A 23487-nucleotide genomic window follows, 5' to 3' on the forward strand; every position below is an offset into this window, starting at 1 on the left:
AAGGAGTGCATGTATATGAACATGAAGAATAACTTTGTTTTTGCCGGTTTATCTATCTTAACGGTGAGTGTTGCAGTTATAATTATGTCTTTCCCAATTCATCCACCGATTCTTACTGATGCAGGTGAACAAGTAGCTTATAGTGAAATGAACTTCCCGATTCACCCACCGATTCTTACACATACAGAAGAACAAGTAGCTTATAGTGAAATGAACTTCCCAATTCACCCACCGATTCTTACACAGACAGAAGAACAAGTAGCATATAGTGGAATGAACTTCCCAATTCACCCACCAATTCTTTAAAAACTTCGAAGAACCCGTGCTATACTATCTATTTTAATGCTCGTACAAGTAAGTTGTAAGGCTGACATTAACTCATCATTTAACCGAGCATTTAATTTCAATATGCGCTGTCCTGAGATGCAGGACAGCTTTTTTGTCCTCTAGAAAAATTGAGAAAATATTTTCATTTCCCAACTTGCTCTAGATTTAAGCATATTTAATTAATATTTATGGTCTTTGGAATCACGACGGCACCACATGCTTTTTCATAAAATTCTAGTGGACCAGCCTCTCCAATAATGGCATATTCATGTCCAAGTTCCTTCATTTCTTTTAAACAAAGGTGAAGAAGAGTAGTACCTATCCCCTGCACACGATTTGAAAAAGATGTCCCCATTGGACCGAATATCCCTTTTCTCCCCCTTACTAAATCATAACAAGCAAAACCTAAAATTTGCTCATTATCAACCGCTATATAAATCGGAATTTCCTCTAGTAAAAACCCGTTTTCTATGGAATTTAACCACCCTTTTCCGAATTCACTTTCTACAAATTTTTTTAATGTTGTTTGATCACCTTGCTCAGCTTTGCGAAAATTTATGCCGTCAGTGAGGTCAATTGATACTGAATAATTTTTCAAAGACACAAGCATATCCCTCGGATTACATAAAATCCCAATAATATTTTCAACTTCTAGCCCTTCAAATAGTAAACGGGTTAATAAGTCATCACTTCTAAAAATCGCATCCGCTAAATGACCTTCATTTATAAAAATTTGGTTGAATCGTTTCATTCGACTATTAGCGATTTCTAGTACTTGTAGTGTTGATGTAGAAATGTTGATCGTAAACGGTTCATAAACCATACCTATTTCATGATTTGTTGTATAAAGGGCCATAAATCGCTCATTTAATATTTCCGATAAGTACGGATTATACATATTTACTTCTGCGCAAACACCTGTTTTTTCTTGCGTCATACTTAAAAATAAATGAATTGGATAAACAATATTTGTTGTTTTTTTAGCTTCAAATTCTGCGTTTTTTATAATTCTCAAAGTACGGTTTGTAAATTTCACTAAATTCCGCCCCTTCCAATTCACTATAAAGTAATTTTTTACAAAATTATACATTAACCATCGTCATTTATAGACTTTATTTATACCCTTTATACTGACAATTACTTTATAATTATTAAACAAGTAGTTGTAATTATTATTAATAGGAGAAGAATAGATGAAAATAGTAATTGCAGAAAAACCAGACCAAGCAGCAAAATTAGCTGCTCCCTTTTCTTTCACCAAAAAACCTGGTTATTTTGAAGTTAAGCCAAACACATACTTTCCAAATGGCGCACTTATCACTTGGGCAGTAGGGCATTTATGCGAATTAAAAGCACCTGAGGAATATAATCCTGCATGGAAAAAATGGACATTAGAAGCATTACCGATTATTCCCGATCGTTTCGAATATAAAGTTGCAAAATCAAAATACAAACAATTCAATGTTATTAAAGGATTAGTAAAAAGACCTGATATTCGAGAAATCATCATTGGTGGGGATGCAGGGCGTGAAGGTGAATTAATAATTCGTACGATATTAAAAGTATGTGCTGTTAATAAACCAATGAAGCGATTATGGATATCATCATTAACAGAAAACGCTGTTAAAAATGGTTTTGCAAATTTACTACCAGAAGAGAAAACGAGAGATATTTATTTCGAAGCATTAAGCCGTTCCTGTGCGGATTGGTTAATTGGGATCAATACATCCCGACTATATACAATTCTACTTAAAAAAAACGGTGTAAAAGATGTTTTTTCAATTGGTCGCGTACAAACACCTACACTTGCGTTAATTGTTAAACGCGAGCATGAAATAGCAAATTTTAAGCCTGAACCATTTTGGGAAGTTGAAGCTGAATTTAATTTTGATGGCAAAATACTGAGAGCAAAATGGCATAAAAATAATATTTCAAGAGTTCAAGAGGAGAAACAAGCGATTGCGATCGCAAATTTCTGCCTTAATAAAAATGTGGAAATTACACGTATTAAAAAAGAAACAAAGCAATATGCTCCTCCTTTGTTGTTCAACCTTTCTGCACTACAAGCAACAGCAAATAAGGCATATAAATTGTCTCCACAACATACGCTCGATATTTTGCAAAAGCTTTATTTGAAGGGCCTAGTTTCATACCCAAGGTCTGATTCACAATTTTTGACGAACGAAGAAGCAAAGACACTACCAAATATATTAAACAATTTGCGAAATGTGGATAAGTATAAAAACCTTCTTCCACCACCAACAAATTCGATTCTGAATAATAAACGATTCGTAAATGAAAAAAAAGTTACCGATCACCATGCGATTATTATTACAGAAAAATTACCTAACATTTCCAAACTTAGTTCAGAAGAAGAAAAAATTTATGATTTAATCGTTCGCCAAGTCATTGCAGCTCATTATAACAATGCCGTTTTTTCTTACACAACCATTCATACACTTGTAGAAAAACGTGCAGAATTCATCTCTAAGGGAAAAGTACAAATTGAGGAAGGTTGGCGTAAAGTAATTTATCATTCCAAAGACATTTCCTCTTCAGAAGAAGAAGCTTTGCTTCCCCACCTTCAAGAAAATGAGCTAGGGATCGTTTCGAAAACAAATGTAAAAAATAGTGAAACACAGCCACCGAATAGATATTCTGAAGGTAATTTAATTACAGTAATGAAAACAGCTGGTAAACACCTAGAAGATGTTGAATTAGAAAAGGTTTTATCTAATACTGAAGGCTTAGGTACTGAAGCGACACGTGCTGGAATTATTGGTACGCTTAAAGATCGAAACTATATTGAAGTTAAGAAAAACCAAGTCTTTGCAACAACTAAAGGCATGTTACTGATCGAGGCACTAGGTGAAAGCATCCTAACATCTCCTTCAATGACAGGTAAATGGGAGCAACGACTATCTGAAATCGGTGAAGGCAATGCCTCACCAAAAGCATTTATGGAACAAGTTAAAAAGCTTGCAGACAAATTAATTTTAGATGCCAATGAACGTGAAAAGGAATGGGCATTTAATCAAGCTGCGGTAGAAAAAATCACAGCAAATAATCCGTATAATAAAAAATACAAAAAGGAAAAGATGATTATTGGGAAATGCATCCTTTGCGAAGGTTCAATACTAGATCACGGAACTTTTTACGGTTGCTCTAATTATAAAAATGCTAATTGTAAATTCACAGTTTCTAAGAAAATTTTAAGAAAAACAATTACACAGGCTAACGTAAAAAAGTTATTGACTACTGGTGAAACCTCACTGATCAAAGGTTTCAAAAAAGGTGAAAAGTATTTTGATGCACATATCGTATGGGATAAAAATACACAGAAAGTTATTTTTAAATTTAATAAAGAATAGATAACTAACAAAAATACGAATGAAGCACTTGAAGAAGCGATTCATTCGTATTTGTAGTTTTAAAAATGATAAATCAGGCTGACCCCTCTTTTAGCATAAAGATGAAATTAAAAAGCTTTTACGTATAGCCCTATAATTCCTATCCCTATTACCATACATAATAAGACTTTAAATATGGAGGATTGAATTAATGCTGGATATAAAATTTCTGATACTGTAACCATAAAAATAATTCCAATAGTAATACTAATTAAGATTGTGTTTAATGTCTGGTGATTATACCCTAAAAATCCCCCCATAAAGACGCCTAAAGAGACTGGGATCGAGACAATAAAAGAAATTAATAAACCCTTTAATAGATTTATGCCCGCCAAAATTAAAGGGGTAAACAATATAATTCCTTCAGGGATACTATGGAAAAGTAACGTTTGCAATAAAGTCATTGTAAAATCGGCTTCTTCGTTTGCTCCTAAAATTATTCCCATAGGTATATTGTGTATCGAGAAGCTAAACATTAATATTACTCCTGTAAGAATATATGATTCTTTCTTTGTTGTAGTCTTGAACACTTGCTTTTGATGAAATACCCTATGTAATACTTCGAATATTAACATCCCTATAGAAAAGCCAACTACGGTACTCAGCCAACCACTTATTTCAATCGCTTCTGGGATAATTTCAAAGCATATTAACCCTAAAATTATACCTGCACAAAGCCCGTAAACAACGTCAACTTTTTTCTGGATTCCTCTAAAAGCCCAAGCAATTGCTCCACCAATTAATATCCCGGAAGAAGTACATAAAAATCCTAATAGCCACATTCCACATTAACACCTTTCTATGGTTATAATTAGTGGTATGGTTATTCAAACAAATTTATGCAAGGTTGCCAATCAACATATTAGTAAATTAATACATTTACGAGATAATAATCGGCACCTTATAGAATTCAAACACTTCGAAATGTTATACTAATTTTACATAAAAGGGGGATTTTACAGATGGAGAAAAGAAAGCGTACGATTTTTTGGATTATACCAATTGCAATAATTGGATTTTTTATTTATTTCTTTGGTCCAAAAGATGCAATCACTGATAATGAATACATTTCATACATAAAAGCTGCACCGTTAATAGGAAATACTAATATAATGAACGAAGCCGCTTTTGCTAATTCTTGTGAAAAATTAGGTTGGGAATATTTCCAAACAAAAATGTTCGAACATGTTGTTGAGTTTAAAGGGGAGTGTAACGTAAATAATACTTTACAACCAGTAAATTTACAGTTCATCGTTGAGAAGGATCAAAGTTCTCACCGAGTTGGGGCTATGTTAATAAATGGCGAACAACAAACAGAGCAGCAACGGGATGAATTTTTAGCCTTGCTCCAACAATGAAGCAATTTCGATTTCTAGGGGATAGCTTACTTATAGCTTCCCCTAGAAAAACGGGAGCCCCCTATTCTATTTGCGCTACAATATCCTTCATTCTTTTTAATAAACGTTGTTTTCTTTTTTTCACCATTTCATAGGAATAGCCTAAATGTAGGGCTACCTCCCTCAATGTTTTCCCATCAACATAAATCATTTGTATAAGGCTATATTCTTCATCATTTAAAAGCTGCGGCCAATCAATAGGTGGTAGATAGATTTCTTCGGCAGATTGCTTTTCTAGTATGAGTACCAGTTTGTTACTTTCTAATGCTACTTCCACTTGTTCGATTTTATTTGCATTCGTTAATGCTCGCAAAAGAGCATAACGAATTCTTACATAAGCAAACATGCTGAACTCCCCCTTACTTTCATCGAAATCTAGTACCGCTTTCCATAAAGAAATACGACCAATTTGCATATAGTCTTCTTTATTCTGATATATATTCAACTTATAAATAGCACGAGAAATTAAAAATTCATGTTGTTGTATCATTTCATCAATTGATTGCATTATTGCCATTCCTTCAAGCTGTGCACAACTAAATATTCCTAGGTAATGACAACTTATTGCAATCTACAGTTTTTCACAAAGACCAAAATGCATTAAAATAAACGCAAATAGTAATTTTTCAAAGAATATTCCTATGAAAAAGTATTTTTCTCTTCATTTTCTATTGAAATTGTAGATTTTATATTTTGTCCCTTATTTGAATAGTGGAAAAACATTTTACATTCAGATATTGACAAAAGTACATCTATCCTTCATGCTATTAGAAAATGTAAATGCCCATTGAAGAATAGTACGTAGCAATTAACTGAAAAAGAGAGCGAATTCCATCGGCTGAAAGAATCGCACAGTAAAACCTACCGAACCTACTTCAACATGCTCCTATTAAAAATAGGCGCCGACTCAGCGTTATGAGATGAAGTGGAATGTATAAAAGCATTCAATTTAGGTGGTACCACGGAAAAGCACTTTTCGTCCTAGTAATAAGGGATGAAAAATGCTTTTTTTCATATTTAAGGGAGGCAAAGTAAGTGGAACGAAAACGCGTTGTTGTAAAAATTGGCAGTAGCTCGTTAACAAATAGTAAGGGTGAGCTCGACAAATTCAAATTTCAAGATCATGTCTCAGCGTTGGCAACATTAAAGCAGGCTGGTCATGAAGTTATTTTAGTTTCTTCAGGTGCTGTCGCAGCTGGATTTAGAAAATTAGGTTATTCCTCAAGACCTGTAACAATTAAAGGAAAGCAGGCTGCTGCTGCGGTAGGACAAAGCGTTTTAATTCAGGCGTATTGGGATGAATTTGCCGCTTTTAAGGTAACACCTGCGCAGATTTTATTAACCCGATCAGATTTTAGCGATAAAAAGCGATACAAAAACGCTTATGAAACATTATCTGAGTTACTTGAACGTTCGATCGTTCCGATTATTAATGAAAATGACACAGTTTCTATTGCTGAATTAACTTTTGGGGATAATGATATGCTATCCGCCTTAGTAAGCGGCTTATTGCATGCTGATCAATTGATTATTTTAACGGACGTCAACGGCTTATATACGGCCAATCCATTGACAAATCCTGACGCACAGCGTATTGCAAAGATCGATACAATTACAGATGAAATGCTTACCTTTGCTTCAGGATCTGGCTCAAAGGTCGGTACAGGTGGGATGCAATCAAAGTTAACCGCAGCGAAATATGCGACAAATGCTGGGGTTGATGTATTCATCGGTACAGGGGCAGGTTCTCATAAATTGATTGAAATTTTAGCACAAAACGGAGATGGAACATACTTTACTCGCAATGAAAAATCAATTCCTAATTACAAGCAATGGGTAGCTTTGACGAAAGCATCTGGGAAAATTTTTATAGATGAAGGGGCCGTTCAAGCCCTCCAATTCGGTGGCAAAAGTTTATTACCAGCTGGTGTGTATGCCTATGAAGGCACTTTTGAAAAAGGTGAAGTGGTGGAAGTATACGACCGTCATATTTGTATTGGACGTGGTGAAGTATTGTACTCTTCTAGCGAGCTAGAACAAGCGATGGGGAAACGAACAGTTGAGCTCTCCCATTTGCCGATGGAAGTTATCCACCGCAATCAATGGGTAAAAAATTAAGGAGGTTACTTGATGATTATGGAAAATGAGGTAATTAAAAAAGGGAAACGAGCGAAAATTGCAAGCTATGAAACAAATATTAAGACGACTGCTCAAAAAAATGAAGCACTTAAAAGTATAGCAAGCCATCTTTTAATTGATAAGGAGTCAATCATTTCTGCAAATGAAATAGATTTAAAATCAGGAAGAGATAACGGCTTAGATGAAGCAACACTTGATCGCATTTTATTAAATGAAGCACGTATCCAAGCAATGAGTGATGCGATTATTCAATTGATTGATTTACCCGATCCAGTCGGTGAAGTACTAGAAGAAATCACAAAAGATAATGGGTTAAAAATCGTTAAGAAACGTGTACCCCTTGGCGTTATTGGGATGATTTATGAAGCACGCCCAAATGTAACGGTCGATGCTGCTACCCTTTCATTAAAAACAGGTAATGCCGTACTATTACGTGGAAGTTCATCTGCAAAGCATTCAAATATTGCACTTGTCGCCTCTATTCACAATGCATTAAAGGCAGCAAATTACCCACAGGATGCTGTATTGTTAATTGAGGATACGAGTCGTGAAACAGCAAAATCCCTATTTACATTAACTGATTACTTAGATGTACTAATTCCAAGAGGTGGCAAAAACTTAATCGATTTAGTTGTACGTGAGTCAACTGTTCCTGTGCTAGAAACAGGGGCTGGGAACTGTCATATTTATGTAGATAATTTGGCTGATGTTGAAATGGCAAGAACAATCATAAAAAATGCAAAGACACAGCGACTATCTGTTTGTAATACTGCGGAAAGTCTATTAATGCATATCCAATTTTTTGAACTACATGGAAAAGATTTTTTAAACTATTTAGCTTCTGATTTAGGAATTAAAATTTACGGGGATGAGCATGTTTGTCGTGTACTTAAAGAGGCACTTCCTGCTACAGACGAACATTATGCAACAGAATTTTTAGCATTAACATTAAGTGTTAAAATTGTTGATAATGTTTATGAGGCAGTCCACCATATTAATCAGTTTGGAACGAATCATTCTGAAGCAATTATTACGAATGATGATCAAAACGCGGAAGTATTTTTAAATTCCGTTGATGCTGCAGCAGTTTATCATAACGCTTCCACACGATTTACGGACGGATTTGAATTTGGATATGGTGCGGAAATTGGGATTTCTACGCAGAAATTACATGCGCGTGGACCAATGGGCTTACCAGCTTTAACTTCAACAAAATACTACATTACAGGTAATGGGCAAATTCGAAAGTAATACAAATAATCTTATTACGAAGGTAGGCGTCGACTTATGAATATAAATGCCATGTTGAAATTAACGATTTCGATGGCGATATTTGGCTCGATTGGATTTTTCACTACTCAAACAGGGCTACCTGCTGTCGAGCTTGTATTTATTCGATGCATTTGTGCGACAATTTTTTTAGGGAGTCTTTGGTTTTTAACCGGTGGGCATAAAACAGAAGTATGGCAAAAATCTGAACTGTTAAAAACAATTGTTTGTGGCGTTTTTATCGTCTTAAATTGGGTATTTTTATTTAAAGCATTTGAAGTAATGTCAATTTCCATAGCAATCTCCATATATAATTTAGCGCCGATCTTTGTATTACTACTGGGCTCCGTTTTTTTAGCAGAAAAAATGGGGATCCGTTCAATTTTAGCAACAATCGTATGTTTTTTTGGAAGTATATTAATTGTTGGAATAGAAAGCTTTACTTCCATTTCACAATTTATGAACTCCGGTTTTGTTTGGGCATTATTATCTGCTATTTGTTATGCATTAACAATGTTTACGAGTAAAACAATTAAAGGATTATCTTCTTATGCTTTAACGTTTGTACAAACAATCGTAGGGATCATTATGCTTTTCCCTTTATGTGACTTTTCAGCATTTCAAGGTCTTAGCCAAACAAACTGGCTATATATTTTAGGGACAGGGTTTATACATACCGGATTTGTCTATTACTTGTTTTTTGATAGTATCCGCAATTTATCTACAGTTATCGTTTCTGTTCTTGTTTTTGTAGATCCTGTTGTAGCAATTTTACTAGACGCAGTTCTCTTATCGTTTCGCCCTAGTCTATTACAAACTCTCGGAATTTTAATGATTTTCGGAAGTATTTTATACACGGTATTCAATCCAAATACAACTAGTAAAAAGTAAGCCCGAAATATAAAAAAATAGCGCACCTTCACGGTACGCACGACGATCGGCCAGCTATCTGAAATTTTTTTCAGATAGCTGGCTATTTTGCACATGTGGCTTGAATATTTTCCGACCAAGGCATGTAATTATGTAAAATCTCTGGTTGCTGATGAAACGGTACATTAGGTAATTCCGTCATCAGCTTTACCAGATACTGATAAAAATCAATTCCGTTTGCTTTGGCTGTTTCGGCCAAACTTAAACAAATGGCATTCGCTTTCGCACCTGCTTCACTCACAGAGAAAAGCCAGTTTTTGCGACCAATGACATTTGGACGAATCGCATTTTCAGCGGGATTATTATCAATAGCAACGTCCCCATTTTCAAGGAAAACTTTTAACTCAGATGAACGGCTTAATGTATATTCAGCTGCTTTCGCAATAGCATTTTTGCCGAAGAAAGGCGAACGATCAATCCAATCGAAAAATTCATCGACAATCGGTTTTGCTTCTTGTTGACGAGCTTTCACGCGCTCTTCCGCTGAAAGATGTTTGATTTGACGCTCGATATGAAACAACCGATCGCAATATTGCACGCCTATTCGGCCATTCTTACTATCGGCTTTTAGCCAATAACGGCGTACATGCGCCCAACAGTTGGCGAATTGAACGTGCGGTAATTGACCATAAGCTGAATACCCATCACAGATGACAGTGCCTTTGAATCCCTTAATTAAATCTTCTAATATAGCTCGCCCTCGAGAAAGAGCACTCTTAAATAAAACGATAATGGGGCCTTCACTTTGTACACTGCGACATACCCAATTAAAAGCGTTTGATTGAGCTGGCTTTCCATCAGAACGCTTGATTATTTGTGCATAGGTTTCGTCGATATGCAGTACAGACTTTGCCGTTAATAGCTGCTTCATCAAATCATAAAGTGGTTGAAGCCAATCTTCTGCCACACGTATTACCCAATTGGAAAGATTTTTATCGTTTGTATGTAGGCCATGGCGTTCCCATTCATTTACCTGACGGTAAAGAGGCAAGTACTGAATAAACTTATCGTAGATAAGCTTGGCCAAAACAGTTGGGCCAGCAATGCTTCTTTGGATAGCACCTTGTGGTGCTTTACCACGTTTAATTTGAGCTTTTCGTAGGGCATCGTTTTTACACAATTTACACTCATACACATGTTCAAAATGCTGCACGCGCTTCAGGGAAGCTGGAATGAATTTCGCCTCTTCACGTATCAACGTAGAACTGAATTCTACCATTTCCCCCTGACAACACTCACAAGCTAAGTTGGCTGGGTGATGATGAATTTCTTCAATTTCAATATCCTCACGAAACGAATCATTTCGTTTTTTATTTGTCTTTTTACGAGTAACCGTATAACTAACCGTATCGGTGCTTTGTTCTTCTGTCTGCTCAGGTTCATTAAAAGACGGATCGTCTTCAAATAAAGAGACTTGTCCATCAGGAGCTTGATACTTGGCTTTCTCCGATTTAGAGCCATATAACGCTTTTGTTAATTGGCGAACTTGCTCTGTTAAGGCTTCTATTTGTCGATTTGACTGAGCTAGTTGTTGCTCAAGTAATCGAATAATACGTTCGTTTTGTTCTTCTTGCTTTTGATTAACAGGCATCAAATCGTTCACCACATTCCGTCCAATTTTATATATGGGTAATTATACCATTATTGATGATGTAGTTAAAAGACACCTTTTGCAGATTTCGCAATGGCCTTCGGCTGTTGTAAAGATAATCCTTCTAATAACCAGCGCAGTTCCTGTTGTGAAAGGCTTCGCACCTCATTTTCATCTTTTGGCCATTGAAGCTTACCATTATCCAATCGTTTGTAAAGCATGGCAAAGCCATCTCCATCAAAATACAAACATTTATAGCGGTCCTTACTCCATCCTGAAAAGAGAAAAATAGAATCGCTATACGGATCTAATTCGAAAGAATCTTGAACCAGCGTTGCGAGACCATCGATGCCTTTGCGCATATCGGTCTTCCCGCAAATAATATAGATGTTTTGTACGCTCGTAAAATCACGCTTCATCGATTTTTCAGCTCCTTCATAATAGTTTGGATGATGCGTTCATCTACGCCATTGAAGAAAGCTATTTCAGCTACAGCGGTTTTAATCACACAACCTGGTGCAGCATTGTATTGAGAAGAATGAAACGAAGAAGCTTCAGTTGGAAGAGGATCAAGTTTGACGGGAACAATGGTCAATTTGTTTGCGGGCATAAGAATGGCACCTCCTTTGATTGATACGTCTATCGTACCGGAGGTGCCTAGCGCTTTATATGCGTTATTTGATTACGGGCTTACAGTAAAAAGCTAGAAAGTCCCTCGTAAATAAGTATGCACAAAAATAGTGAGTACTCCCATCGTTCTCACTATTTTTTATTTATGTTTAATAGTATTTAGTTTTTTAGTCAGCTAGTACGACTACATCATCTGCAAACCAAATTTGCTTTACATTTAATAATTCCCCTAAATATAATACAATAATTTCTATTTTCATCTCCAACTTAAATTGCTCTACAGCAACTTTCCAATCTTCCTCATTTGGAAAATTTTCAAATAGCTTTTCGTTACATATTAATACAATATTAGCCGATACATTTGTTGATAATTCTAGTTTAAGCATTGTAAAAGCAAAGTTTAAAACCATTTTATAGTTAATGGGACCTTCTTGTTTTTTATAGTTGCTAAAAAAATCTAAGTAATTTTCAACTGTCAGATTACTACCTAGCATTATCGTTTCTTGATTAATATGTTGCGCAAATGGGATATATATAATATCATTTTGACATTTTTTCAAAATCTCCGAAACTTTTAACACTATTGCTGTTTGAAAATTTATGTACCTTTCCATTGATTCATCTTGTTGAACACAAAATACAAATGTAGAATTTTCAATTTCATTACATAGCGGAACCTTTTTGGTTTGAAAACTCTCAAGCCAATGAAAAACTTCAGCAAACTGATTTTGTTCAATACAATAAAATAAATTGACTAAGTAATCTAAATCAAGCGATTCCCAAATGTCATTTCCAAATAGCTTTTCTGCGGCATCCGCTTGCTCTTTTGCTTGTAATATAGCGCTATTCAATTGATTTTGTTCATTACAATCATTAATTTCATATGATTGATAGCATTCATTTATAGATATTTGCTCACTATATTCACTGATATTCATAAACTTTTTAAGTTTATCCGAAAAAATCTCTATTATTTTCTTAACAACAAATGTAATTACTAAAAAACTCTTTGTACTTAAAAATTGAAAGTACTCTTTATTTTTTTTATATTCATTATAAAAGTACTTTACGAAAGCAATTCGCCCCGCTTTTCCTTTCACTGGCTCTGTTCGAATATGCGCTTCATATTCATCTCCAATCTCTATTAATGACCATAAATCAAAGACAAATAGGCAAAAATTTTCTTTCTGATCGCTTATTGTATTATCTAAATTAATTTTTTCTAATAATTGATAGAACTTAATTATGTGAGAACTATTACTTAGTGGCCAATCAAACAATCGATCTCTATACAATATTTCCATTTATGTTAATTACACCCCCATTTTGACTTATAATATATACTAATTTCCCTAAAAAAACTATGCAAAATATGACAATATTTTTCGACAAAATTCGATTGAACTAATTTCAGAAGAAAAATCAAATAAGCTTATTAAAATTAAGTAAAAACATACTAAAAGGACTATAACAATTTAGAATTTGTTATAGTCCTTCTTTATTATTTATTACGACTCTCCGTCATTTGCTTCCATACGGAACCTTTTGCTTCTTCTCCGCCCTCAATACGAGCTAAAGCCATTTTTGCCTGTAGTTTTACTTCAAACTCTTTGTCCTCACTTGCTACTTTCAACGCTTCAATTGCTATCTCAGTACCAACCTCGTATAAATACATGGCCGCGCGCCAACGAACTAATTTATTTTTATCAGACAAGGCTTGGATCATTGCTGGTTCGAATGCTTCTAATCCTAGATCACTCATGCAATCTCCCGCCGTACGACGAACCGCTGCACTTTTATCATTCAATGCTTTTGTTAAGGCTGGTACAACTGCCTCATCTTCAATCATACCTAAATATACTGTTGCTAAACGACGAATCGACATTTGCTCGTCCTCTAACGCTTTTTCAAGTAATGGAATATCTTCTACTTCTGGGTCTGGAAGCTGATCAAGTAATTGGAAACGCTGTTGCCAATCTTCTACTTGAACATATTCCTCCAACGACACTGGCTTTCGTTCCTGAGCTGCAGTGACTACTTCCGTATTATCTGCTTCTAAAATTTGCTCCACTCGTTGTTGTGGATAAAGCGCGTCTACTTCTTTCAATACCTCTTGTGCGACTTGATCTTTATCTCCATAACGTACGCCAAAATCTACCCATTTACGTTCTAGAATATAATTATCTTCGCCAACTTTAAATTGTAACTGCTTAAATGCCATTGTAAAACGATCTCCTGCACTTAAACGTACTTCCCCTTCCCCATCGAAAGCTTTAATTTGTAGAGGAATAGCTTTATACATTTGCACATGTACATTCACTTCACCGTAATGTTCATTCAGTTGTTGCTGTTCACTTTCGATAGCTTCACCGCCTAAAGCTTTTCGGATATCTGCTAATATTTGTTCCCATGCATATTTTGCATTACGCTCAACTGCTAAAAAGTTAGATACATGATATATTCCTTTTACACCTTCTACAGCGAAAATGGCCTGTAACGGCTCAGATGCCTCATGAATATTGTCCTTTGTATAGTTAAAACTTTTGCCAAATGGCAAGTCTTGATCAATAACAATTTTCATTGAATTTGGACTTGGTGTTGGTTCAATTAATAATATTTTCATCACAGTTCCTCCTTATCCATTGACGATTTCATCTAAATAACTCCAACGCTCAATTAGTTGTTCGTATTCACTATTAAATGTTTCTAAATCTGCTGTTAATTGCTGTAGCTTTGTGAAGTCTGAGCCCGCCGTCGAAATTTCTTCTTCAGCTAACATAATCTTTTCTTCCATTGCGGCAATATCGTCCGCGATTGTTTCCCACTCTTTTTGTTCTTTAAATGATAGTTTTTTCTTTTCGTTTTTTGTCTTTTCCTGTTTTGGTTTTTCTACTTTGACTTCTTTTGCTTCTTGCTGTTGTTCAGCTGCTTTTTTTGCTAAATAATCCGTGTAAATATCTAGGCTTTCATTCACTCCACCTTTTCCGTCTAAAATCCATAGCTTTTTCGCAATACGGTCAAGGAAGAATCGATCATGGGAAATTGTGATGACAACACCAGGGAAATTTTCAATAAAATCTTCTAATACCCCTAATGTCTCAATATCTAAATCATTTGTGGGCTCGTCTAATAATAAAACATTTGGCTGTTCCATTAATAAGCGTAATAAATGAAGTCGCTTTCGTTCTCCACCTGATAATTTACTAATTGGCGTACCATGTGCGTGTAATGGGAATAAAAATCGCTCCAACATTTGAGAAGCCGAATAACGTACCCCATCCGCATCTGTTATATCATTTGACGCTTCACGAATATAATCAATCATTCGCGCATTTTCATTCATAGGTGGTAAAGCTTGTTTAAAATGCAGGCGTTTAACGGTTGCACCTACTACAACCTCACCTTGATCTGGCTCAATTTCACCAGCTAACATATTTAGTAACGTAGATTTTCCATAACCATTCGCGCCAATAATCCCAATTCGATCACCTTGCTGTAAAAGAAAGCTAAAATCTTTAATAATTGTACGCTCTCCGTAAGCCTTCGAAATGCCATCTGATTCTAATACTTTTTTACCTAATCGAGTCGTAGCAAGTCCTAGCTCTAAATCGCCTTGTTCACCAGAACGCTCTATTGCTTCATCCAACGCTTCAAATCGTTGAATACGGGCTTTTTGCTTTGTCGTTCGGGCCTTTGCACCGCGACGAATCCATTTTAATTCTGAGCGATAACGATTTTGTAATTTCGCTTGAGATGCAGCATTCATTTCTTCCCGAATAGCACGTGCCTCTAAGTAATCCCCGTATGTACCTGTATGGCGATACAATGTTTTATCCGCTAATTCATAAATATGTGTCGCTGTTTCATCTAAGAAATAGCGATCGTGGGTAATAAAGATCACTGCTCCCTTTAAGCGAGATACCATTTCCTGTAGCCATTCCGTTGATGTGACATCTAAATGGTTCGTTGGCTCGTCTAATAAATATAGATCAGCTGGTTCGATTAATACCTTAGCTAAAGCCACACGTTTTTGCTGTCCACCAGATAAGTCTGTTACATAATGATCAAACATATCAATACCAAGCTTTGTTAACGCTTGTTTTGCTAAGGCGTTGACATCCCATGCGTTGTCCGAATCCATTTTCTGCTGTAAGCGAAATAGCTCATTTTGTAGCTTTTCGGATTGGGGATCCAACGATAATGAGGCCACCGTTTCCTCATACTGACGGTTTAACTGTAATATTGGTGAATCTCCACTAAACACCGCTTGTAGTACTGTTACATTCGACTCAAATTGAGGATCCTGCTCTAAATAGGCGATACGGTATTTATTCGGATGATCGAACTCAACGGTATCCGCATCCTGCTTACCTGCTATAATCGACAATAATGTTGATTTACCAGTACCGTTTATACCTATTAGCCCTGCACGCTCTCCTTCGTAAATTGTAAATTCGATATTTTCAAATAGCGTTTTATCGCCAACTGTTTTTGTTAAATTTGATACGATTAAATGACTCATAAAATCCCGTCTCTTTCTTTTTTAAGCTGCTCTAAAAATTGTACCATAAACCCATGGCGTTGTTGTGCCATCTCGCGTCCTTTATCTGTCACCATTAAGTCCTTTAATAAAAGCAGTTTTTCATAAAAGTGCGTTACACTTGCTGTCGATTTCGAACGATATTCCTCCACCGACATATCCATGCGCGCCTCTTCATTATCATCATATAGTTTGCGTCCCTTCGCTCCACCATAAGCAAAAGTACGAGCAATACCAACCGCGCCAATTGCATCCAAACGATCCGCGTCCCGCACAATTTTCGATTCTACAGTTGTTGCTGGGAGCTCGTTGCCGCCATTAAAGGACACTTCTGCGATAACGGTTTCAATATGACGAATTTCTTCTTCTGTTAAATCTAGTTCTTCTAAAATACGTTTTTCATTTGACTTATCCGCCGCGTACTTTGAATCACTCACATCATGGAGCAATACCGCCAGTAGTACGATTTTTTCATTGGCAGTTGGTTCCGTTTTTATAATAGCCAACGCATTTTGATACACACGTTCAATATGTTGAAAATCATGACTCGCATCCATTTCGTTATAAATACCCATTACGAGTTCTTCACATTTGGCAATTTGATCATTCATTTTTATCACCGTTCCCATCAAAATACTTTACCCACCTTATTTTAACATGAAATTAGCGATTCACCTGTTGTTCATGCTTTATCTTGCTTTCCTTCACCTTAATTTAAAATACATTTATGTAAACTCAGAAGCGAGCATTTGGTTATCAACAAACCATGCAGTTTGCTGGATATACTTCGGGAAAAAGGAAATTCTTTTACCATTAATACAAAACAAAAGCCGGTTTCTATCTTTTATAGGAATCGGCCTTTATAGGTTGTTCTTCTTTTATTAAGTTTTCTGTTTGATTTTTGGCTTCTAAGCATTGCTCGGGTATCGAATAGCGATACGATTCTCTTCCACTTATCGGTAGCTTTATTCGAAACATTCTACCCGACATTGGGTATTTTTTTAATTGCTCATTGGACATACCTTCAGATGCAGTTGTTATAAATAGCTCATTTAAATGCTTTCCACCGAATGTACACGATGTAATTTTTAGAGCAGGTAAAATAATTTCATCTATTTTCTTTGATGTTTTAGGATTCCATCGAGAAATTTTAGCTCCTTCCCAATGTGCAACCCATAGCATATCTTGCTCATCAATGGTTATTCCATCTGGATAACCGGCTTCATTTTGAAAATCGATACAAATTTTTTTATTATACATTCTTGATTCATTCATATTATAGTTAAATTGATAAATAACTTTTTCCAATGAATCAACAACGTACATTAATTTATTATTAGTCGACCAGGCGATACCATTTGCTAAATTCATATTAAACATTTTTTGTTCTACTTGAAAATTTCTATGTAAACAATATAGCCCGGCTTGATGATGTTTATAAAACTTATTCATTGTCCCTGCAAAAAAACGACCGCTAGCATCACATTTTCCATCATTAAAACGGTTTTCTAGTAATTCCTTCTCAACATGTTGAATAAGGACCGTAGTTCCTGTTTTTAAATCCAGTAAATAAAACCCATCTTCTAAGGTAATGATCGCATTTTTGCCTGTAGCTAGTGCCAATGAGCTAATTTGTTTTGAAAAATGGAGTGTTTTTATTTCATTTGAGCTCAGTGCATTGCAAATATATACTTTCTTTTCTAAAATATCGACCCAATATAATGTGGAAGTTTGGTGATCCCATACAGGGCTTTCACCTAAAGAAGTCGTAATTTCAGTAAAGGGCTGTATTGTTAATAACATAATTTCACTTCCTAAATACAGTAATGATTTTTACTTTATTCAAGAAAACTTGCCGAAATCCTTTATTCGAAAGTAAATCCAGACAATTAAAAAGATTATTGCATTAATATGAAAAGATAAATTAAGGAGACCAATTTATGTTAACTATCCGTCAAATCTTTCAAAAAGATTATCCTCAAGGGAAAATAGTAAGTTATAAATATACATCTAACAAATACTATGATGTCAGTATAAAAAAAACAGAAACAAGTTGGCAAATCTCTTTGGAAGAAGAAAAATTAGCAAATCCATTTGAAAAACTTTTAGAAGAGGAAATTTTCGAAGATTACAAGAATGGCTCCGAATATTATATAGGAGAGTGGAATGGACAAGAAATCGCAGTATTAGTCATTCAACAAATGGCATGGAATAATACATTATTAATTCATGACTTATATGTTACTGAGTCTTTTAAAAGAAATGGAATCGGGGAAAAGTTGATGGTAGTTGCTAAGAAAAGAGGAAGTGCATTAGGCGTTAGATCCATCACTTTAGAAACGCAAACTTCTAATTATCCAGCCATTCAATTTTATTTGAAAAACGGTTTTGAATTGGTTGGAGTTAATACAATTTCATATACGAATGAAGATATGGAAAATAAGGAAGTGCGAATTGAATTGGCGTATGTTTATTAGAATATCCAGCCAAATCGAACAAACTTTATCACCTTAACTCGTTGTAAATTCGACGACGATTTTAATATTTTTACTTTTCATCAACAAAAAAACAAGCTCGACCTTCGTCGAACTTGTTTTTTATTTTATTATTTAGTTACTAATTCTAAATCAACTGGAATATTTGCTTCCACTGATTCACCATTTAATACTTTAACCGCTGTTTCGATTGCTTTTTCACCGATTAACGCTGGTTGTTGTGCAACTGTTGCAGCTAATTCACCAGCTTGTACTTTTGCTACTGCATCTTCAGTTGCGTCGAAGCCAATTACTACGATGTCTTTATTCGCAGCAGAAATTGCTTCTAACGCACCTAAAGCCATTTCGTCATTTTGTGCAAAAACTGCTTTTACATCTGGGTTTGCTTGTAGAATATTTTCCATTACTGTTAAACCTTCAGTACGGTTGAAGTTCGCTGTTTGACTTGCAACTAAATTTACTTTACCTTCAACGATATTTAAGAAGCCTTCACCGCGGTCACGTGCTGCTGAAGAACCTGCAACCCCTTCAAGCATTGCTATTTGAGCACCTTCGTCGATTAACGTCATTAAATAATCACCTGCTAATTCGCCACCTGCTACGTTGTCAGATGCAATGTGTGCCACAACTTCCCCGCCTTCAGCTGATCGGTCAACTGTAATAACTGGAATGTTTGCATTGTTTGCTGCTTCAACAGCAGTTGCTACAGAAGCTGAATCTACAGGGTTGATAATAATTAAGTCAACACCTTTTTGGATTAAGTTTTCTACGTCTGATGCTTGCTTCGATGCATCGTCTTGTGCATCTGCCACTGTAAGAGTAGCACCATTTGATTGTGCTTGTGCTTCAGCCGCATCACTTAATGTTACGAAGAATGGGTTGTTTAGTGTTGATATTGATAACCCAATTTTTTTTGTTTGTTTTGAAGCACCATCGTTTACTTCATTTTTGTTTGATGAAGAACCAGAATCCATTGAGCATGCTGCAAGGACGATTGTCATCATTGCGGCCATTAAAAGTAAGCTCCACTTTTTCATGTTGAACACTCCTATGCTGTTTTTTTGCGGTCTAGTAAAACCGCTAATAATATTACAACACCCTTCACAACTTGTTGGAAGAATGATGAAACCCCTATTAATGTCATTCCATTGTTTAGTACGCCAATAATTAACGCTCCAACCAATGTACCGAAAATCCAACCTTTACCACCTGTTAAGCTTGTACCACCTAGTACAACAGCAGCAATGGCATCTAACTCATACGATTCCCCTGCTGTTGGTTGAGCAGAATTTAAACGAGATGTAATGATTAATGCCGAAACGGCTGCAAGTAAACCTGTGATTGAATAAACCATGATTTTTATGCGATCTGGGTTAATTCCTGAAAGCTTTGATGCTTCCTCATTGCCACCAACTGCATATACACGACGACCAAATGTTGTTTTGTGTAAGATAAAATATAATATAACAAACGCTAAAACCATTGTAAGTACTGGTACTGGAATACCGAAGAAATAGCCTTTACCAAACATTTGGAATGCTTGTGAATCACCTAATCCAGAAACTGGACGTCCTTCTGTGTACACTAACGTTAAACCACGATAAATCGTCATTGTAGCTAATGTAGCAATGAACGGAGCCACTTTACCTTTCGTAATAATAATCCCGTTAACCGCACCTAAAATTAAACCTAATAAAAGCGCTGCAAGCATCGCTAAAATTGGATCAGTACCCGATGCTAATAATGTGGCTGCAACTGCACCAGTTAATGCAAGAGTTGAGCCAACTGATAAGTCAATACCGCCTGTTAAAATAACAAACGTCATACCGAATGCGATCAACGCACTAATCGATACTTGGCGTAATACGTTTAATAAGTTATCTACTGTTAAGAAACTTGGATTTAAAATCGTTAACACAACTATTAATAAAATTAAACCGATAAATGGTCCAAGCTTCGAAATTAATTCTTTATTCTTTGCCATTCTTATTCCCCTCCTGTGGCATAATGCATTATGTTTTCTTGCGTCATGTTGTCTTTTTGAACCATGCCCGTCACTTTACCTTCTTGCATAACAAGCACTCGGTCCGCCATGCCGATAACTTCAGGAAGTTCAGAAGAAATCATTAAAATTGATACACCTGCTTCTGCCAGGTTGTTCATAATTTGATAAATTTCCTTTTTCGCACCGATATCTACACCGCGCGTTGGCTCATCTAATATTAAAATTTCAGGATTTGTCCCTAACCATTTTGCAATAACCACCTTCTGCTGGTTACCACCGCTTAGTGATTTTGCTGCTAAATCTGCACTCGATGTGCGAATACGTAATTGCTCGATATATTTTGTAACCATTTGATTTTCAAGCTTTGGTAAGATTACACCAGATTTTGAACCCTTTTCTAAATTCGCCAGCATGATGTTTTCTTTAATCGAGAAATCTAAGACAAGGCCTTGCGTTTTACGGTCTTCTGTAACAAAGCCGATTTTTTGCTTCATCGCTTCAATTGGTGAAGTAATTTTCACTGGCTTATTATCGATGTATATTTCACCACTGGAAATTTTACGGTAACCAAATAATGCTTGCGCCACTTCCGTACGCCCAGCGCCCATTAAGCCTGCTACAGCTAAAATTTCCCCTTTATGTAAATCAAAGGATACATCGCTAAATGAACCAGTAGAACATAAGTTCTTCACTGATAATTTCACATCACCAATTACAACATTACGGTCTGGAAAACGTTCGCCAAGCTCCCGCCCAACCATCATTGCCACGATTTCATCAAATGATGTGCTTTTAATATCACGTACACCTACATACGTTCCATCACGTAAAATCGTAATGCGATCACAAATGGCGAAAATTTCTTCCATGCGGTGTGAGATGTACACAAATGAAATCCCTTTCGCCTTTAGCTCATTGATCGTTACAAATAACGTTTCGATTTCGCGATCAGTCAAAGCGGCAGTCGGCTCATCCATAATGATGTACTTCGCATCTGAAGCAATCGCCTTTGCAATTTCAATAATTTGCTGCTTACCAACCGATAAATCTCCAGCGCGTGTAGAAGGATCCATGTTCAGCCCAAGCTTTGCAAGAAGCTGCTTTGCCTCGTTATGCATTTCTTTTTTCTTTAAAATGCCGAATACAGGATATGTTTTTTCTTTCCCTAAAAATAAGTTTTCTGTTACCGATAAGTCCGGCAAAATGTTTAGTTCTTGATGAATAACTGCTATTCCCAGAGCTTCTGCTTCTTTAGGTGATTTAAAGTGCACTTCTTTACCGTCTACTTTAATAACCCCAGCATCCCGCTCATAAATACCTGTTAAAATCTTCATCATCGTTGATTTTCCGGCCCCATTTTCCCCCATTAGTGCATGGATTTCCCCTGGCTTTAATTCAAACTGCACGTCCTTTAAAACGACGTTGCCACTAAAAGCCTTTGAAATACTAGACATTTCAATCATGTTTTTCACCTACCTTCGCTTAAAAAATAACGCCGCTTTGTAAAATGATATTGGCATAAGGTGTTGTTTCACCCGTACGAATAATCACTTTTGCCTGCTTTGTTTGTTTTTTGAATGCCTCATGGGTCATAAATTCCACTGCTAACCTCTCTTTAATTGCTTGCTCAACAGTTGAATTGCTTGCTGTAATTTCCTCGGCAATAAATGCCTTTTCAACGACTACATCATCTAAAACAACATCTAAAACGGCCATGAACGAAGGTTCTCCCAATTTAAATGCTAAATCAATGCAAGTCACACCAGCAGGAATAGGGAGCCCACAATCGGCAATCACTATTTGGTCCGTATGACCAAGCTTGGCAAATATTCCAGCAAGCTCACGATTTAAAATTCCTTGCTTCTTCATGTTGCTATTCTCCTTTTAATCTTGCCTCAACTGCTTGTATTGTTGGCATTCCACCTTGAGCACCAAATTGCTCAACCGATAACGAACCCGCGATATTTGCAAATTGTACAGCTTCTTCAATCGAAGCACCTGTGCAAATTTGATGAGCAAATGCCCCATTAAACGTATCACCAGCACCAGTTGTATCAACAGCAGTTGTTTTAAAACCAGCAACTTTTACGATGTGTTTGCCGTTATGGTACATCGCTCCTTCATCTCCAAGCGTTACGATAAGTTTATTCGGGTATTTTTCTAATGATTTTTCAACCTTTTCATTGAAAATAAGCTCACACTCTGTTTCGTTCGGTGTAATGTAGGCGATTTTTTCCATCCATTCTCGTTTAAAATTACGAGCTGGTGCTGGATTTAGTAAAACTGGTACTCCAAGCTTGTCACAAAGGTTTATTGTGTACTCCACCGTATCTACCGGAATTTCCAATTGCATCATGACAAGTTCCGATTTTTCTATAACAGCTCGGTGTGCTTCAACCATGTTAGGTGTCACATCAAAGTTTGCCCCTGGTACGACAATAATACGGTTGTCATTTTCGAATAAAATGATGTTGGCAATACCTGTATTTGTCTCTACTTTACTAACTGCTTTTGTATTTATTTTCTCTTTTTGTAGTGTTTGAATTAATTCGGGACCGAAACTATCCTGACCAACTGCACCTATCATCGTTACGGTACTTCCTAAACGAGAAGCCGCCACTGCCTGATTGGCGCCCTTTCCACCTGGAATCGTTTCAAAACGCTCTCCCAGTACTGTTTCTCCTTGTTTGGGAAACACTACTGTTTGACACACGATATCCATGTTAATACTACCTACTACCGTAATCATTTTAT

General features: G+C 36.1%; 23 protein-coding genes. 7 read left to right on the top strand and 16 right to left on the bottom strand.

Annotated elements, in window-relative coordinates; genetic code table 11:
• Positions 1-15: 15 nt before the first annotated feature.
• The gene (locus tag MKZ17_RS13170; protein WP_340724193.1) at positions 16-306 is read left to right on the top strand and encodes a hypothetical protein; all 291 of its coding nucleotides are present in this window, start codon (positions 16-18) and stop codon (positions 304-306) included.
• Between the two features lie 196 nt (positions 307-502).
• Here MKZ17_RS13170 and MKZ17_RS13175 read toward each other — a convergent pair whose 3' ends face one another.
• Positions 503-1363 (bottom strand): GNAT family N-acetyltransferase, encoded by an 861-nt coding sequence (locus MKZ17_RS13175; protein WP_340724194.1) that lies wholly within the window; start codon positions 1361-1363, stop codon positions 503-505.
• A 157-nt stretch (positions 1364-1520) separates the two neighbouring features.
• On the opposite strand from MKZ17_RS13175, the gene MKZ17_RS13180 reads away from it, so the two are divergent.
• On the top strand, positions 1521-3698 hold the full coding sequence (locus MKZ17_RS13180; RefSeq protein WP_340724195.1) for a DNA topoisomerase III: 2178 nt from the start codon (positions 1521-1523) through the stop codon (positions 3696-3698).
• 107 nt (positions 3699-3805) lie between these two features.
• On the opposite strand, the gene MKZ17_RS13185 is transcribed toward MKZ17_RS13180, so the two are convergent.
• The gene (locus MKZ17_RS13185; protein WP_340724196.1) at positions 3806-4519 is read right to left on the bottom strand and encodes a ZIP family metal transporter; all 714 of its coding nucleotides are present in this window, start codon (positions 4517-4519) and stop codon (positions 3806-3808) included.
• Between the two features lie 180 nt (positions 4520-4699).
• Between MKZ17_RS13185 and MKZ17_RS13190 the strand changes: the two genes are divergently transcribed.
• Positions 4700-5095, top strand: coding sequence for a glucosamine 6-phosphate synthetase (locus tag MKZ17_RS13190; RefSeq protein ID WP_340724197.1), 396 nt, complete (start codon positions 4700-4702; stop codon positions 5093-5095).
• A gap of 61 nt (positions 5096-5156) precedes the next feature.
• On the opposite strand, the gene MKZ17_RS13195 is transcribed toward MKZ17_RS13190, so the two are convergent.
• Positions 5157-5642: a sigma-70 family RNA polymerase sigma factor gene (locus MKZ17_RS13195; protein ID WP_340724198.1), complete on the bottom strand. Its 486-nt coding sequence runs from the start codon at positions 5640-5642 to the stop codon at positions 5157-5159.
• 527 nt (positions 5643-6169) lie between these two features.
• Between MKZ17_RS13195 and proB the strand changes: the two genes are divergently transcribed.
• The 3 genes from proB to MKZ17_RS13210 are packed head-to-tail and all read left to right on the top strand — an operon-like array spanning position 6170 to position 9433.
• Complete coding sequence (proB, locus tag MKZ17_RS13200; protein WP_340724199.1) at positions 6170-7252, top strand: glutamate 5-kinase; 1083 nt, start codon at positions 6170-6172, stop codon at positions 7250-7252.
• 18 nt (positions 7253-7270) lie between these two features.
• Positions 7271-8524 carry a glutamate-5-semialdehyde dehydrogenase gene (locus tag MKZ17_RS13205; RefSeq protein ID WP_340725557.1) on the top strand — a complete coding sequence of 418 codons (1254 nt, stop codon included), beginning with the start codon at positions 7271-7273 and terminating at the stop codon, positions 8522-8524.
• Between the two features lie 36 nt (positions 8525-8560).
• The gene (locus MKZ17_RS13210; RefSeq protein WP_340724200.1) at positions 8561-9433 is read left to right on the top strand and encodes a DMT family transporter; all 873 of its coding nucleotides are present in this window, start codon (positions 8561-8563) and stop codon (positions 9431-9433) included.
• Between the two features lie 82 nt (positions 9434-9515).
• Here the strand turns inward: MKZ17_RS13210 and tnpC are convergent, their stop codons facing one another.
• From tnpC to MKZ17_RS13250, 8 genes are all read right to left on the bottom strand, one after another.
• Positions 9516-11063 carry an IS66 family transposase gene (gene tnpC / locus MKZ17_RS13215; protein ID WP_445326942.1) on the bottom strand — a complete coding sequence of 516 codons (1548 nt, stop codon included), beginning with the start codon at positions 11061-11063 and terminating at the stop codon, positions 9516-9518.
• A gap of 65 nt (positions 11064-11128) precedes the next feature.
• Complete coding sequence (gene tnpB / locus MKZ17_RS13220; protein ID WP_340722997.1) at positions 11129-11482, bottom strand: IS66 family insertion sequence element accessory protein TnpB; 354 nt, start codon at positions 11480-11482, stop codon at positions 11129-11131.
• Positions 11479-11673, bottom strand: a complete 195-nt coding sequence (locus MKZ17_RS13225; protein WP_340722996.1) for a hypothetical protein — start codon at positions 11671-11673, stop codon at positions 11479-11481. Before MKZ17_RS13225 ends, tnpB begins: the two co-directional genes overlap by 4 nt.
• 187 nt (positions 11674-11860) lie before the next feature.
• The gene (locus MKZ17_RS13230; RefSeq protein ID WP_340724201.1) at positions 11861-12997 is read right to left on the bottom strand and encodes a hypothetical protein; all 1137 of its coding nucleotides are present in this window, start codon (positions 12995-12997) and stop codon (positions 11861-11863) included.
• Positions 12998-13194: 197 nt separating this feature from the next.
• Entirely contained in the window at positions 13195-14316 is a 1122-nt protein-coding gene (locus MKZ17_RS13235) for a virulence factor (RefSeq protein ID WP_340724202.1), read from the bottom strand.
• Positions 14317-14328: 12 nt separating this feature from the next.
• Positions 14329-16215 (bottom strand): ABC-F family ATP-binding cassette domain-containing protein, encoded by a 1887-nt coding sequence (locus MKZ17_RS13240; protein WP_340724203.1) that lies wholly within the window; start codon positions 16213-16215, stop codon positions 14329-14331.
• Positions 16212-16844: an HD domain-containing protein gene (locus tag MKZ17_RS13245; protein ID WP_340724204.1), complete on the bottom strand. Its 633-nt coding sequence runs from the start codon at positions 16842-16844 to the stop codon at positions 16212-16214. The genes MKZ17_RS13240 and MKZ17_RS13245 overlap by 4 nt, the downstream gene beginning before the upstream one ends.
• A gap of 226 nt (positions 16845-17070) precedes the next feature.
• Positions 17071-18036, bottom strand: coding sequence for an SMP-30/gluconolactonase/LRE family protein (locus MKZ17_RS13250; RefSeq protein WP_340724205.1), 966 nt, complete (start codon positions 18034-18036; stop codon positions 17071-17073).
• A gap of 137 nt (positions 18037-18173) precedes the next feature.
• Here MKZ17_RS13250 and MKZ17_RS13255 point away from each other — a divergent pair, with 137 nt between their 5' ends.
• Complete coding sequence (locus MKZ17_RS13255; RefSeq protein ID WP_340724206.1) at positions 18174-18710, top strand: GNAT family N-acetyltransferase; 537 nt, start codon at positions 18174-18176, stop codon at positions 18708-18710.
• A 128-nt stretch (positions 18711-18838) separates the two neighbouring features.
• Here the strand turns inward: MKZ17_RS13255 and rbsB are convergent, their stop codons facing one another.
• The 5 genes from rbsB to rbsK are packed head-to-tail and all read right to left on the bottom strand — an operon-like array spanning position 18839 to position 23482.
• Positions 18839-19765: a ribose ABC transporter substrate-binding protein RbsB gene (rbsB, locus tag MKZ17_RS13260; RefSeq protein ID WP_340724207.1), complete on the bottom strand. Its 927-nt coding sequence runs from the start codon at positions 19763-19765 to the stop codon at positions 18839-18841.
• A gap of 11 nt (positions 19766-19776) precedes the next feature.
• Complete coding sequence (gene rbsC, locus MKZ17_RS13265) at positions 19777-20712, bottom strand: ribose ABC transporter permease (RefSeq protein WP_340724208.1); 936 nt, start codon at positions 20710-20712, stop codon at positions 19777-19779.
• Between the two features lie 2 nt (positions 20713-20714).
• Complete coding sequence (locus tag MKZ17_RS13270; protein WP_340724209.1) at positions 20715-22196, bottom strand: sugar ABC transporter ATP-binding protein; 1482 nt, start codon at positions 22194-22196, stop codon at positions 20715-20717.
• Between the two features lie 19 nt (positions 22197-22215).
• Positions 22216-22602, bottom strand: coding sequence for a D-ribose pyranase (rbsD, locus tag MKZ17_RS13275; RefSeq protein WP_340724210.1), 387 nt, complete (start codon positions 22600-22602; stop codon positions 22216-22218).
• 4 nt (positions 22603-22606) lie between these two features.
• The gene (gene rbsK, locus MKZ17_RS13280) at positions 22607-23482 is read right to left on the bottom strand and encodes a ribokinase (RefSeq protein ID WP_340724211.1); all 876 of its coding nucleotides are present in this window, start codon (positions 23480-23482) and stop codon (positions 22607-22609) included.
• Positions 23483-23487: the final 5 nt, after the last annotated feature.

Source organism: Solibacillus sp. FSL R7-0682 (assembly GCF_038005985.1).
Taxonomy (GTDB): Bacteria; Bacillota; Bacilli; order Bacillales_A; family Planococcaceae; genus Solibacillus.

What these genes read in the sequence shown, in the direction of transcription:
- MKZ17_RS13170 (WP_340724193.1), top strand. Translation starts at nt 16, where the DNA reads ATGAACATGAAGAATAACTTTGTTTTTGCCGGTTTATCTATCTTAACG.
- MKZ17_RS13180 (WP_340724195.1), top strand. Translation starts at nt 1,521, where the DNA reads ATGAAAATAGTAATTGCAGAAAAACCAGACCAAGCAGCAAAATTAGCT.
- MKZ17_RS13185 (WP_340724196.1), bottom strand. Translation starts at nt 4,519, where the DNA reads ATGTGGCTATTAGGATTTTTATGTACTTCTTCCGGGATATTAATTGGT.
- MKZ17_RS13190 (WP_340724197.1), top strand. Translation starts at nt 4,700, where the DNA reads ATGGAGAAAAGAAAGCGTACGATTTTTTGGATTATACCAATTGCAATA.
- MKZ17_RS13195 (WP_340724198.1), bottom strand. Translation starts at nt 5,642, where the DNA reads ATGCAATCAATTGATGAAATGATACAACAACATGAATTTTTAATTTCT.
- MKZ17_RS13205 (WP_340725557.1), top strand. Translation starts at nt 7,271, where the DNA reads ATGGAAAATGAGGTAATTAAAAAAGGGAAACGAGCGAAAATTGCAAGC.
- MKZ17_RS13210 (WP_340724200.1), top strand. Translation starts at nt 8,561, where the DNA reads ATGAATATAAATGCCATGTTGAAATTAACGATTTCGATGGCGATATTT.
- tnpC (WP_445326942.1), bottom strand. Translation starts at nt 11,063, where the DNA reads ATGCCTGTTAATCAAAAGCAAGAAGAACAAAACGAACGTATTATTCGA.
- tnpB (WP_340722997.1), bottom strand. Translation starts at nt 11,482, where the DNA reads ATGAAGCGTGATTTTACGAGCGTACAAAACATCTATATTATTTGCGGG.
- MKZ17_RS13225 (WP_340722996.1), bottom strand. Translation starts at nt 11,673, where the DNA reads ATGCCCGCAAACAAATTGACCATTGTTCCCGTCAAACTTGATCCTCTT.
- MKZ17_RS13230 (WP_340724201.1), bottom strand. Translation starts at nt 12,997, where the DNA reads ATGGAAATATTGTATAGAGATCGATTGTTTGATTGGCCACTAAGTAAT.
- MKZ17_RS13235 (WP_340724202.1), bottom strand. Translation starts at nt 14,316, where the DNA reads ATGAAAATATTATTAATTGAACCAACACCAAGTCCAAATTCAATGAAA.
- MKZ17_RS13240 (WP_340724203.1), bottom strand. Translation starts at nt 16,215, where the DNA reads ATGAGTCATTTAATCGTATCAAATTTAACAAAAACAGTTGGCGATAAA.
- MKZ17_RS13245 (WP_340724204.1), bottom strand. Translation starts at nt 16,844, where the DNA reads ATGAATGATCAAATTGCCAAATGTGAAGAACTCGTAATGGGTATTTAT.
- MKZ17_RS13250 (WP_340724205.1), bottom strand. Translation starts at nt 18,036, where the DNA reads ATGTTATTAACAATACAGCCCTTTACTGAAATTACGACTTCTTTAGGT.
- MKZ17_RS13255 (WP_340724206.1), top strand. Translation starts at nt 18,174, where the DNA reads ATGTTAACTATCCGTCAAATCTTTCAAAAAGATTATCCTCAAGGGAAA.
- rbsB (WP_340724207.1), bottom strand. Translation starts at nt 19,765, where the DNA reads ATGAAAAAGTGGAGCTTACTTTTAATGGCCGCAATGATGACAATCGTC.
- rbsC (WP_340724208.1), bottom strand. Translation starts at nt 20,712, where the DNA reads ATGGCAAAGAATAAAGAATTAATTTCGAAGCTTGGACCATTTATCGGT.
- MKZ17_RS13270 (WP_340724209.1), bottom strand. Translation starts at nt 22,196, where the DNA reads ATGATTGAAATGTCTAGTATTTCAAAGGCTTTTAGTGGCAACGTCGTT.
- rbsD (WP_340724210.1), bottom strand. Translation starts at nt 22,602, where the DNA reads ATGAAGAAGCAAGGAATTTTAAATCGTGAGCTTGCTGGAATATTTGCC.
- rbsK (WP_340724211.1), bottom strand. Translation starts at nt 23,482, where the DNA reads ATGATTACGGTAGTAGGTAGTATTAACATGGATATCGTGTGTCAAACA.